Source organism: Aureimonas pseudogalii (assembly GCF_014196835.1).
Lineage (GTDB): Bacteria > Pseudomonadota > Alphaproteobacteria > Rhizobiales > Rhizobiaceae > Aureimonas > Aureimonas pseudogalii.
Genome location: NZ_JACIEK010000002.1, coordinates 88,825 through 100,445 on the forward strand (window position 1 = coordinate 88,825; position 11,621 = coordinate 100,445).

Annotated in this window: 12 protein-coding genes; 6 read left to right on the plus strand and 6 right to left on the minus strand. The window is 70.5% G+C overall.

Going from position 1 to position 11,621, the window contains the following annotated elements; all coding sequences use genetic code 11:
- Entirely contained in the window at nt 1-759 is a 759-nt protein-coding gene (locus GGR04_RS06940; RefSeq protein ID WP_312857418.1) for a glycosyltransferase family 29 protein, read from the plus strand.
- A 13-nt stretch (nt 760-772) separates the two neighbouring features.
- Here the strand turns inward: GGR04_RS06940 and GGR04_RS06945 are convergent, their stop codons facing one another.
- The 3 genes from GGR04_RS06945 to GGR04_RS06955 all read right to left on the minus strand — a co-directional run bounded on the left by GGR04_RS06945 (nt 773) and on the right by GGR04_RS06955 (nt 2,923).
- A complete protein-coding gene (locus GGR04_RS06945; protein ID WP_183199125.1) occupies nt 773-1,729 on the minus strand; it encodes a DUF1402 family protein in 957 nt (318 codons plus the stop codon).
- 237 nt (nt 1,730-1,966) lie between these two features.
- Nucleotides 1,967-2,455: a hypothetical protein gene (locus GGR04_RS06950; protein WP_183199126.1), complete on the minus strand. Its 489-nt coding sequence runs from the start codon at nt 2,453-2,455 to the stop codon at nt 1,967-1,969.
- Nucleotides 2,456-2,461: 6 nt separating this feature from the next.
- Nucleotides 2,462-2,923, minus strand: a complete 462-nt coding sequence (locus GGR04_RS06955) for an Lrp/AsnC family transcriptional regulator (RefSeq protein WP_183199127.1) — start codon at nt 2,921-2,923, stop codon at nt 2,462-2,464.
- Between the two features lie 176 nt (nt 2,924-3,099).
- Between GGR04_RS06955 and GGR04_RS06960 the strand changes: the two genes are divergently transcribed.
- The 4 genes from GGR04_RS06960 to GGR04_RS06975 all read left to right on the plus strand — a co-directional run bounded on the left by GGR04_RS06960 (nt 3,100) and on the right by GGR04_RS06975 (nt 6,778).
- Entirely contained in the window at nt 3,100-3,831 is a 732-nt protein-coding gene (locus tag GGR04_RS06960) for an aspartate/glutamate racemase family protein (protein WP_183199128.1), read from the plus strand.
- Between the two features lie 67 nt (nt 3,832-3,898).
- Nucleotides 3,899-4,699: a class II glutamine amidotransferase gene (locus GGR04_RS06965; RefSeq protein WP_183199129.1), complete on the plus strand. Its 801-nt coding sequence runs from the start codon at nt 3,899-3,901 to the stop codon at nt 4,697-4,699.
- A 283-nt stretch (nt 4,700-4,982) separates the two neighbouring features.
- Nucleotides 4,983-5,450, plus strand: a complete 468-nt coding sequence (locus tag GGR04_RS06970) for a DUF2269 family protein (protein WP_183199130.1) — start codon at nt 4,983-4,985, stop codon at nt 5,448-5,450.
- Between the two features lie 2 nt (nt 5,451-5,452).
- Nucleotides 5,453-6,778 carry an SDR family oxidoreductase gene (locus GGR04_RS06975; RefSeq protein WP_246392898.1) on the plus strand — a complete coding sequence of 442 codons (1,326 nt, stop codon included), beginning with the start codon at nt 5,453-5,455 and terminating at the stop codon, nt 6,776-6,778.
- Nucleotides 6,779-6,886: 108 nt separating this feature from the next.
- Here the strand turns inward: GGR04_RS06975 and hslU are convergent, their stop codons facing one another.
- The gene (gene hslU / locus GGR04_RS06980; protein WP_183199132.1) at nt 6,887-8,194 is read right to left on the minus strand and encodes an ATP-dependent protease ATPase subunit HslU; all 1,308 of its coding nucleotides are present in this window, start codon (nt 8,192-8,194) and stop codon (nt 6,887-6,889) included.
- A 329-nt stretch (nt 8,195-8,523) separates the two neighbouring features.
- Between hslU and GGR04_RS06985 the strand changes: the two genes are divergently transcribed.
- Nucleotides 8,524-9,240 carry a helix-turn-helix transcriptional regulator gene (locus tag GGR04_RS06985; RefSeq protein ID WP_183199133.1) on the plus strand — a complete coding sequence of 239 codons (717 nt, stop codon included), beginning with the start codon at nt 8,524-8,526 and terminating at the stop codon, nt 9,238-9,240.
- Between the two features lie 124 nt (nt 9,241-9,364).
- Here GGR04_RS06985 and GGR04_RS06990 read toward each other — a convergent pair whose 3' ends face one another.
- Together GGR04_RS06990 and GGR04_RS06995 are read right to left on the minus strand one after the other, a co-directional pair.
- The gene (locus GGR04_RS06990; RefSeq protein ID WP_183199134.1) at nt 9,365-9,922 is read right to left on the minus strand and encodes an AAA family ATPase; all 558 of its coding nucleotides are present in this window, start codon (nt 9,920-9,922) and stop codon (nt 9,365-9,367) included.
- A gap of 90 nt (nt 9,923-10,012) precedes the next feature.
- On the minus strand, nt 10,013-11,572 hold the full coding sequence (locus GGR04_RS06995; RefSeq protein ID WP_183199135.1) for an OpgD/OpgG family glucan biosynthesis protein: 1,560 nt from the start codon (nt 11,570-11,572) through the stop codon (nt 10,013-10,015).
- Nucleotides 11,573-11,621: the final 49 nt, after the last annotated feature.

An 11,621-nucleotide genomic window follows, 5' to 3' on the forward strand; every position in this document is an offset into this window, starting at 1 on the left:
GTGACGGGATCGACGACACTCTGGGGCGCGGCGCTTCACCCGGGTCCGTGCGAGATTGCCGCCTTGCCGCGGCGGATCGCCGTGGTCGGCAACGCGCCGGGGCTCGGACCCCATGCCGGAGCCATCGACACGGCGGACTGGGTGATCCGCTTCAACAACGCCGCCGGCTTCGGGGCCGAGGCGGGGCGGCGCGTGACGCATCTCTGCCTTCTCAATTTCGGCGGGCAGGCGGCCGAATGGCTGGAGGATCCCGGCTTCATCCGAAGGCCCGTCGTGCAGGCGGCCGGCGGCTTCGTGCTACCGATCCATCCGGGACCGGAAGCGCTCGCCGATCCCCTACCCGTGGCGACGCGGCGCCGCGCGCCGGGCGACCACGACTGGACGCCGGAACTGGCGGCGGCGCTGGCGCCGCTCGCCCGCCCGGTCTGGCTGATGCCCGGCGAATGGGAGGAGGACTGCCGCCGCCTTCTCGCCGCGGGTGGCGCCCCGGCTCGCGACGGCGCGGCGTCAGCCGATCGGGACGAGGGCGATGCGAGCCCCGCGCCGAGCAGCGGCTTCCTCGTCGTGCGCCGCCTCGTCGAGGCGCCGGAGCTCCAAGACGTCGCGATTGACTGCTACGGCTTCGGTTTTGCCGGCTGGGAGGGCCACGCGTGGGACGCCGAGCGCCGCTGGTTCGAGGACCGCGCCGCGGAAGGGCGCCTGCGGCTGCATGTGCCGGACGGCGCGAGCGCGGAGGCGCGGTGCCTCGAGTCGGCCTGACGCCGTTCGTGCCTCAGGGAAAGATCGCCGCGAGGTCGGCGAGCCGGTCGTTCACCAGCCAGCCGTAGTAGTTCTCCTCCGGCAGGCGCGGCGCCTGGCCCGCCGCCCGCCGCCGGGCGTTGTCGGCCTTCAGGGCCTCGGCGCGGCCCACGGGATCGCCGACATTGTAGAGCGTCGCGACCACGCCGGGATTGCCGGAGATGTCGAAACCCGCGACGTCACGATAGGCGTCGATCGAGGTGCGGATGACCGCGGCCATGTAGGCCAGCGTCTTGTCGGGATCCATGATCGCCGCATAGACCTCGCCGGCCTCGCGCATGTCGAGCTCGGGATAGCCGGAGACGCGGTGCACGACGTCGGAGACGGAAAGCGCCGTCAGCGGGTTGAGCTGGCCGAGGCCGAAGGTCTGTCCGGCATAGAAGGGCTGGAAGAACACCGCGCCGAAGCGGTTGTCGGGATAGGCGCGCCCGTCCACCGTGCGGCCGCGGAATTGCGCATCGAACACGCGCTCGCGGCACGACCAGAGCCGCGTGTCGCTCTCGCTGCGGCAGGCCGAGAACTCTGGCCGCGCCACGAAATCCTCGATCGGCTCGCCCTCGTAGGCGAAGGCGACGCCGGAGTTCAGATAGGACAGCGCCTTGACGTAGTAGGTCTGCAGCCGGTCGAGCGCGTCGACATTGTAGGTGTGCTCGCCGACCAGCGCGCCGGCGATGTGGAGCGGCGAGATGCCGTAGGCGCCCGCGGCCTTACGGATCTTGGCCTGCAACTCGCGGTTTCCCGCGATGAGCGCGCGGATCTTGGCGTATTTCCCCTCGAACGTGCCGCGCGTCTGCGCCGTACGGGCCTTCGAGCCGCCGGGCACCGCGGGCTGCTCGGCGTTGCGGTTGCCGGGCGGCACGAGCGTCGCGGCGCCGGCGGGCATGGCCAGGGCGATAAGAAGGGCGGCGGCGATCGCGGCAAAACGGGACATGGGAAACAAGGCCTTCGGCGGGGTCACCCGTCCTAGACCGGACAATGGGGCGGGCGCGAGGCGAAAGAGCTTTCGCTACGTGATGGCCGTTCCACGTGAAACATTTGACGCACACTCCCGTCGACGCTTAGGCCGCAGCAAGACGCGCGGTCAGGGGTCAGCTTGGCGGGTTCGGTTCTGCGCCATGGGAGGTCTGGTTTGGAGTGGAAGACAAGGCCTGGCGTCCCGAAGCCTCGATCATGAGATAGACGAGCAGCGGAACCAGTGGCCGCCGCTGGCGATGAGCCAAAGAAGGATGCCGGGCGCAGGCGTTTCGGTGGTCAGGCCATAGCGATCGACGGTTGCCTTCCACAGCAGATAGACCAGCGGAACGATGCCGACGCACAAGCCGACCACCAGCGTCCGGCGCCGACTCTGCAAACCCTCGCGGCCTTCGTAGAGGCGGACCCGAAGCACGCGAACGAGCTGTGTCAGAGCCCAGAGACCCGCCGGTCCCACGGAGAAAAAGCCGAGGACGAAGAGCGTCGCGCCAAGATTTGATATCTCGGCTTTCGTCGAGACAACCGACCCGACGGACGGCCACAGACTCAGAACGAAGAAGACCGTCCCCGCCCCGCTGAGGACGAATAGCCACACGATGCTGGGCAGCGCCACGAAAACGAGGGCGCGGACGATCCGGTCGCTTCTCGCCGTGAGCACCTCGTCACGTCCTCCGTTCATTTCCATCAGACGTCACGCATAGCGTGTCGGCAGCGCGGTCTGCGACTTCACCGTCTCCATCGAGATGTAGGCGGACATTTCGAACAGGCTGACGCGGCCGACGAGGCGCTTGTAGACCACGTCGTAATGCTCGACATGCGGCAGCACCAGCTTGAGGATGTAGTCGAAATTGCCGGTCAGCCGGTGTACCTCGACGATCTCCGGCACCGCGTTCACCGCCGCGCGGAACTCCTCCAGCCAGCCGCTCTCGTGCTGCGAGGTCTTGACGATCACGAAGATCGTGGTCGGCAGGTTGATGCGCGCGCGATCGACCAGCGCCACGCGGCGCAGGACGTAGCCCTCGTCGCGCAGGCGCTGGATGCGGCGCGAGCAGGCCGAGGGCGAGAGCGCGGTGCGCTCGGCGAGTTCCGCCACCGGCCGGTCGGCGTCGTCCTGCAGGAGCGTGAGAAGAAGGTGGTCGCGATCGTCGAGCATGGCGGCGAACGTGCACGTCTTCCCGCCATGGTGCAACGAATTTGCGTGGAACGGCGGAACGGCGCTTCTTGCGTGCACGGTGGCACGGGCATCTCGTGATCTTTGCATGCGGGACCATCCTCGCGCATGCGATGCTTTCAGGCAGTCGAAGAGAGTCGAACAGAGGGGCAGGGACCATGAAGCGTATCGGGCTGATCGGCGGCATGAGCTGGGAATCCACCGCCGTCTATTACCGCATGATCAACGAGGGCGTGCGCGCCGCACGCGGCGGCCTCGCTTCGGCCGACCTCCTGGTCCACTCGCTGAACTTCGAGGAGGTCGTGGCGCTGCAGAAGGCCGGTCGTTGGGATCTCGCGGGCGAACTCCTCGCCGCGAGCGCCCGGCGCCTGGAGGCGGCCGGCGCCGACTGCGTGCTCATCTGCACCAACACGATGCATCTGGTCTCGCCAGCCGTAGCCGGCGCGGTGTCGATCCCGCTCGTCGACATCATCGCGGAGACCGGCGCGGCACTGCGCGCGGCCGGGCGTCGCCGCCCGCTGCTCCTCGCCACGCGCTACACCATGGAGCACGGCTTCTACGCCGACCGGATGGAGGCCCATGCCGGCATCCGCCCGATCGTGCCGGACGAGGCGGACCGCGCCACCGTCCACCGCGTCATCTTCGAGGAGCTCTGCGCCGGACGGGTGCTCGACGCCTCGCGGCGGGAGTTGCAGGGTATCGTCGCACGTGGCCGCGCGGCGGGGGCCGACAGCGTCGTCCTCGGCTGCACCGAGATCTGCCTTTCGCTCGACCCGGCGAAGCTCGACCTGCCGGGCTTCGATTCCACCGCGATCCACGCCGCCGCCGCCCTGCGCTTCGCGCTCGGCACGGGCGCGCAAGGCCAGCTTCGCGAACGCATCGCAGCATAGGCTGCGAAGATCGGCGCCCGCGCCGCCGCCTCGCCGATCCCCGCATGCCAGAGGAACCCGGTCGCCCATGTGCCGCCTTCTCGCCTATTCCGGAACGCCCCTCTTTCTCGAGGACCTCCTGATCCGGCCCGAAGGCTCGCTGGTGTCGCAGTCGATGGCGGCGCGCGAGGCGCGCACGGTGGTGAACGGCGACGGCTGCGGCCTCGGCTGGTATGGCGAGCGCGCCGAGCCCGGCCTCTATCGCGGCATCCTGCCGGCCTGGTCGGACGCCAACCTCACCTCGCTCTGCCGGCAGATCCGCTCCAAGCTCTTCCTCGCCCATGTGCGCGCGGCGACCTCGGGCGGCGTCTCCACGAGCAACTGCCACCCGTTCGCGCACGGCCGGCAGCTCTTCATGCACAACGGGCAGATCGGCGACTATGCGCTCGTGCGCCGCCGCGTCGAGGCGATGATCCCCGACGCGCTCTATCCCTCGCGCAAGGGCACCTGCGATTCCGAGGCGATCTTCCTCGCCGCGATCGGGCGCGGCGTCGAGGCCGATCCGATCGCGGCCTACGGCGCGATCCTCGCCGAGATCCTGGCGCTGCAGGGCCGCTCTGGCGAGCCCGTGCGCTTTGCCGCCGTGCACAGCGACGGCGCGCGGCTCTTCGCCTTCCGCTGGGCGAGCGACGGGCAGCCGCCCTCGCTCTATTCGCGGGTGGAGGACGGCAACCTGCTGGTCGCCTCCGAGCCCTGCGGCGCGGATGCGGCGGGCTGGCAGGCCATTCCTTCGGGCAGCGTGCTGGAGGCGAACGGCACGGGCGCGATCTATCTGCGCCGCTTCGACCCGACCGCGCTCGCCCTGGCATCGGCGGCTCGCGCGGCCTGAGGCGGACCATCTCGGGCGATCGCGCGGCGCGGCGGCGGTCTTGCCGGTCGGCCCCATGGGCACGCGTTGGATTGCTCGAACGCCCTGCCATCACCCGCCAGCCGAAGGGTTCGCGAGGTGTCACGCCCTTCGTGACAATTCGGACGACGGCCACTGGCGGTGAGACGGGCAGGGAACCGACACCGGTTCGGCCTCGACCGGGCACCCGCCGCCTTTACCGGATCTGCAGGTTTGTCGCGGCAGGGTTGCCTCGCACGCGCACGGCGTGCTGACGGTCGGTCCCATGTCCTATCTCGTCCTCAAGTATCTCCACGTCATCGGCGCCTGCGTGCTGCTGGGCACCGGCACGGGCATCGCCTTCTTCATGCTGATGGCCCATCGCAGCCGCGACGCCGCGTTCATTGCGCGCACCGCCGGCGTGGTGGTGACCGCCGATCTTCTCTTCACCGCCTCGGCCGTGGTGGTGCAGCCGATCACCGGCCTGCTTCTGGCCCGCGAGGCCGGCTTTCCGCTGGGCGAGGGCTGGATCCTCCTCTCGCTCGTGCTCTACGGCGTCGCCGGGGCGTTCTGGCTGCCGGTGGTGTGGATGCAGGCACGCATGCGCGATCTCGCCCGCGCGGCGGCGGCAAACGGCGAGCCGCTGCCCGCCGCCTATCACCGTCTCTTTCGCTGGTGGTTCGCGTTCGGCTTTCCCGGCTTCGGCGCGGTGGCGGGGATCGTCTGGCTGATGATCGCCAAGCCCGGATGGTGACGATGGGCGAACCCGTGATCCTCGTTCTCGGCGCGGCCGGACTGATCGGCGAAGCCACCGCACTCGACCTCCGCCGCCGCGGCTTTCCGGTGGTGGCCGCCGCGCGCCGCTTCACGCCCGCCCAGCGCGCCGCCTTCGGGCGGGATGCGCGGATCGTCGGCGCGGTGGACCTCGCGTCCGACGCGCTGGCGCGGTTCGTCACGGAGACGGGCTGCGACCTCGTGGTGAACTGTATCGGCGTCCTGCAGGACAGCGCCCGCGGCGGGGCGCAAGACGTCCATGCCGGCTTCACCGCCCGCCTCCTCGCGGCGCTCGCTGCGCAGCCGAAACCGGTGCTCCTCGTGCAACTCTCGGTGCCCGGCCGCCCCGACGACGACCGCACCACCTTCAGCCGCACCAAGCGCGAGGCCGAGCGGCAGATCGCGCACGCGCCTGGCCCTCACGCGATCCTGCGGCCGGGCTTCGTGATCGGGCCGGCGGCCTATGGCGGCAGCGCGCTGATCCGCGCGCTCGCGGCGCTGCCGGTGTCGCTGCCCGAGGCTCTGGCGAGCCGGCCCTTCGCGGCCACCGACATCGCCGACATCGCGGAGACGATCGCGCATCTGGCGCGGCGCTGGGCCGGCGGCGAACGGGATCTTCGCCTCGCCCTCGACGTGATGGAGGTGGCGCCCTCCACGGTCGGCGGGGTGATCGCGGCGTTTCGCGCGCGCTTCGGGGGCCCGCGCCCGCGCCTGACGCTGCCGAACTGGCTGCTGGCGGCGGGCAGCCGCGCCGGCGACGTGGCGGCCTGGGCCGGCTGGAGCCCGCCGGTGCGCTCGACGGCGCTGGCCGAGCTCTCGCGCGGCGTCGAGGGCGACGGCTCGGCTTGGGCGGGGTTGATGGGTCGCACCCCCCCGGACGCGAGCGCCATCGTCGCCGGGCTCCCGGCCAGCGTGCAGGAGCGCTGGTTCGCGCGGCTCTATCTCGCCAAGGCGCTTGCGATCGGCGGGCTCGCGCTGTTCTGGATCGTCTCGGGGCTGGTGGCGCTCGGGCCGGCCTTCGCGCCGGCGGCGGCGATCCTCACGGCGCATGGCGTGCCGCCGGGGCTCGCGGCCGTGCTGACGGCGGCGACGAGCCTCGCCGACATCGCGATCGGCCTTGGCATCGCGTGGCGGCGCACCTGCCGCGCCGGGCTTCTCGCGGGTCTGGCGCTGACGCTCGGCTATCTCGCCAGCGCCACCGTCCTCACGCCCGAACTCTGGATCGACCCGCTGGGCGCGCTGGTGAAGACCGGCCCGGCGGCGATCCTGATGCTGTTCGCGCTGCTGATCCTCGACGATCGGGGCTGACGCCGGGGAGCGTCAGCCCCGGCCGGTGGCTTAAGGGATGATACCCGGCACCCCGCTACAAGATGAAGCGGGACAGGTCGGTCTCGCCTGCGAGACCCGGTGGACGCCTCACAGGATGAAGCGCGACAGATCGGTATCGCCCGCGATGCCGTCGAGCGCCTTGTGGACGTAGGCACCGTCCACCCGGTAGTGCTCGCCGCCCTTGTCGGGGGCCTCGAAGGAGATGTCGTCGAGGACGCGCTCCATCACCGTCTGCAGGCGCCGCGCCCCGATGTTCTCGATCGAGCCGTTGAGCGACACCGCAAGGTCGGCGATGGCGTCGATGGCGTCGTCGGTGATCTCGAGATCGACGTTCTCGGTCTTCATCAGCGCGATGTACTGCTTGATGAGCGAGGCCTCGGTCTCGGTGAGGATGCGGCGGAAGTCGTCCTTCGTCAGCGCCTTCAGCTCGACGCGGATCGGCAGCCGGCCCTGCAGCTCCGGCAGGAGGTCGGAGGGCTTGGCGACGTGGAAGGCGCCCGAGGCGATGAAGAGGATGTGGTCGGTCTTCACCGGCCCGTGCTTGGTGGCGACCGTGGTGCCCTCGACCAGCGGCAGGAGATCGCGCTGCACGCCCTCGCGGGAGACGCCGGCGCCGCCGTGGCCGTCCTTGTTGGCGACCTTGTCGATCTCGTCGAGGAAGACGATGCCGTTGTTCTCCACCGCCGAGATCGCGTCGGCCACCAGCGCCTCGTTGTCGAGGAGCTTGTCGGACTCCTCGGTGATCAGGAGCTCGTAGCTCTCCTTCACGCTGGTGCGGCGCTGCTTGGTGCGCCCGCCCATCGCCTTGCCGAACATCTCGGAGAGGTTGAGAACGCCGACATTGGCGCCCGGCATGCCGGGAATGTCGAGCCCGCCCATCGGGTTGGACGTGTCGGCCACCTCGATGTCGATCTCCTTGTCGTCGAGTTCGCCCGAGCGCAGCTTCTTGCGGAAGCTGTCGCGCGTCGCGGGCGAGGCGGTCTTGCCGACGAGCGCGTCGAGCACCCGGTCCTCGGCGCCTTGATGGGCGCGCGCCTTCACGTCCTCGCGCCGCTTCTCGCGCACGAGCCCGATGCCGATCTCGACGAGATCCCTGATGATCTGCTCGACGTCGCGCCCGACATAGCCGACCTCTGTGAACTTGGTGGCCTCGACCTTGATGAAGGGGGCACCGGCGAGTTTGGCGAGGCGGCGCGAGATCTCGGTCTTGCCGACGCCGGTCGGGCCGATCATCAGAATGTTCTTCGGCATCACCTCCTCGCGGAGCGATCCGGTGAGCTGCTGGCGGCGCCAGCGGTTGCGCAGCGCCACCGCGACGGCGCGCTTGGCGTCGCTCTGGCCGATGATGTGGCGGTCGAGCTCGGAGACGATCTCGCGGGGGGAAAAGTCGGTCATGCGTCCGGCATCTCGTGGCAGGCGGCCGCTTCGTGCGGGCCGCGTCGCGCCGGAAGATGGGGAGGCGGGCGGGCGAGCGCCAGAGGAAGGGGGCGTGGACCTCCCCTGACGGGAATGGCGCCGCCGCGATGCAACCTGCAAACGAAACGGATGATTGTCGTTTCGAGGGTCGAAACCGCGGGCGGGATCGGATTAAGCTGGAGGACCGTCCGGCGTTCCGCGAATCAGCTGCGCGCCTCTTCGGTTCATAGCCCCGTGAGGATCGATCGTATGGCAACCGTCGATGGTCACCCCGTGAAGCCGCCCGCCGTCCTCGCCTGTTTCGCCGCATGACGATTTCGGCGAGCCCTTTCGAATCTCTGGAGCGTCCCTGGAGCGAGGAGCAGCTGGTGGTGTCTCTCGAGCGGCTCTGCCGCGACCGGGGCTTCACGCGCTTCGCGCTGATGAACAGCCCGTCGACCGACGAGGCGGGGGCGGAGATGCGCCTGACCCTCTCGAACTGGAGCGAGGAGTTCCGCCGCGGCTACGAGCGGCTGGGGCTCCACCGTTTCACGCCGGTGCTGCGGGCGATGCGCGGCGGGGCGCTGCCCTTCGTCTGGGACGCCGAGACGCTGCACGGCTACGACCCGGACGACGCCGACATGAGCCCGCAGGCGCGCTTCCTGGCGGCGAACGACTGCCTGTCGGGCCTCTACTGCCCGGTGCACGGGCTCACGGGGTTCAACGGGGTGCTGGCGCTCTCGGGGCCGGGCGCGCCGGTGGACGACGCGGCGGCGGACGCGCTGCAGCTCGCCGCCTTCACGATCTTCGGCATCCTGGCGGCGTGCCGCTTCGAGAAGAACCGGCTGGACAATCCGCTGACGGCACGCGAGCGCGACTGCCTGAAGCTCGCCATGCTCGGCAAGACCTCGGCCGAGATCGGCACGATCCTCTCGATCTCCGGCAACACGATCTCGCAGCACCTGGCCTCGGCGACGCGCAAGCTCGACGCCTCCAACCGCACCCACGCCGTCGCCCTCGCCGCGCAGTTGGGATACCTCTCCTGAAACCGGCAAAGCCGGTTTCAGGAAGCGTCCCCTCCGAAACGGGCAAAGCCCGGCTTCGGGACCGCCTCTCACAATGGCCCGCAGGCCGGCTTCGACGGCGGCTGATGCGCCCGCCGCACCATCCTCAGGCCGCGCGGGCGATCTCGCCTTCCACGAAGCGCACGCGCGACCCGACGTCGGTCCTCGGCAGGAGCACGGTCTCGTAGCCGGCGCGGCGGTAGGTCGCCATCATCGTCTCGAACGTGCGCTCGGCTTCCACGGCGTCCTGGCGGCGCTCCGCGTCCTGCCCGAAGATTTCCGGCCAGAAGGGCGCCACGAAGACGCGGGGGGCATAGCGCAACTCCTGGATCGCGCGCTCGACATGCGGGGGCAGCGGCAGGCCGCAGAGGGTGAGATAGCCGGCGCAGTCGGCAAGACCGCGGTCGAAGAAGACGGGCGCCTCGCCGCCCATTTCGCAGGCCCCGCGCCAGGCCGCGAGATCGTGGAGCAGCATCGCCTCGGCGAAGAGCGCCCGGTCGCGCCAGGGCAGCGCCGGGCCGTCGATGCGGCTCATGTCGCGGATCACGGCGCGCCCGGCTTCGGGCACGGTGCGGTGGCCGGCGGCGGCGAGCGCGTCGAGAAGCGTCGTCTTGCCCGATCCCGGGCCGCCCGTCAGCACGAAGAAGCGATCGGTGGCGGACATCTGGTGGCTCTCCTTCGGATCGAGGGTGCCATCCCGCAACGGAGAAAGAGGACGAGCGGCAGGCTTGCCGCCGCCCGTCCTCCTTAAGGCTCAGGCGGCGCCGAGCGGCAGGAACTGGTAGGCCCAGGTCTCGGTGAGGACGCTCTCGCCCTGCGTCAGGTAGAGGCGCAGCTCCACCGGGGCGTCGCCCTCGGCCGTGAGATCGAACGTCGCGCGCCAGGCGGTGCCGACCTTCACCGAATAGGCCTCGGTCTGGCCGACCGTGCCGCGCGAGGCGGTGACGATGGCCTTGACGCCCTTGGCGTCGCGCCCGAGGGCGGCGACGAGCCCGCCGTCGAAATCCACCACCACCTTGGTGACGCCGGCAGGGCGGGGCTGGCCGGGAATGCCGCCGCGACCGAGGCGCGTCGCCGCCACCTTGCCGACCGTGCCGGGATAGGGCTCGCGGTTGGACCAGAACAGGCGGTAGTCGACCGCCACCGCGTCGCCCCGGCGCACCGGGGTCTCCGGCACCCAGTAGGCGGCGATGTTGTCGTGGATCTCGTCGTCGGTCGGGATCTCTACGAGCTGCACCGCGCCGCGGCCCCAGGAGCCCACCGGCTCGACCCAGACGCTGGCACGCTTCTCGTAGAAGACGCCGTCGTCTTCGTAGTTCTCGAAGTTGCGGTCGCGCTGCAGCAGGCCGAAGCCGCGCGGCGCCTCGTCGGAGAAGCTCGAGGTCATGACGTTGCGCGGGTTGTTGAGCGGGCGCCAGATGCGCTCGCCCGTGCCCGTCCACAGCGCCAGACCGTCGGAATCGTGGACCTCCGGGCGCCAGTCGACGCGGCGTGCCCGGTCGGTCTCGGAGTACCAGAACATCGAGGTGAGCGCTGCGATGCCGAAGCGCTGGATGTCGCCCCGCGCGAAGTAGCGCGCCTGGATGTCCATGCGGATCGGGCCGCCTTTCGAGACGTCCATGCGCAGGACGCCCGCGACGCGGGGGCTGTTCAGCGCGCAGGTGATCACGAGGCGCCCGTCGGCGGAGGGCTCGAGGAAGAAGTCGGTGAAGCGCGGGAACTCCTCGGGCGTCGGCATGGCGACGTCGATGGCGAGCGCGCGGGCCGACATGCCGAACTGGTTGTCCTCGCCCGAGGTGCGGAAGTAGGCGGCGCCGAGGAAGGCCAGCCAATCCTCCTCGCGGCCGGGCTCGAGCACGCGAAAGCCCGCGAAGCCGATGTCGGCGGGCAGTTCCTTGGCCGGGCTGTCGGCGGGAATGTCGAAGAGGGCGGGATCGTAGCGCAGCGTGCGGGCGGTGCCGCCCTCCACCACGTGGATGCCGACGGGCAGCTGGAAGTAGCGTCCGAGATGGAAGAAGCGGATCGGCGCCTTGCCGTCGTTGAGCTGGAGAGTCTCGTCCGCCTTGTACTTGATGCGCCAATGCTGGTCGAAGTCGATGCGGTCGAGCACGGCGGGGGCGCGCGAGGCTTCGGGCACGTAGGGCGCGGCGGCGAGCGCGCGCTGCTTCTCCACCAGAGCGTCGAAGGAGAAGGGCTCGGCCGGCCCGAACTGCAGCCCGTCACCGTCTGCGGCGAGCGCCCGGCTGCCGGGCAGCGCCACGCCGAGGGCCGCGAGCGCCATCATCACTTCGCGTCGGTTGAGGTCGATCGTCATGGAGCGGTCCCTTCTTGAGCCGCGCGGCAGTAGGAGGCCTGTGCCCGCG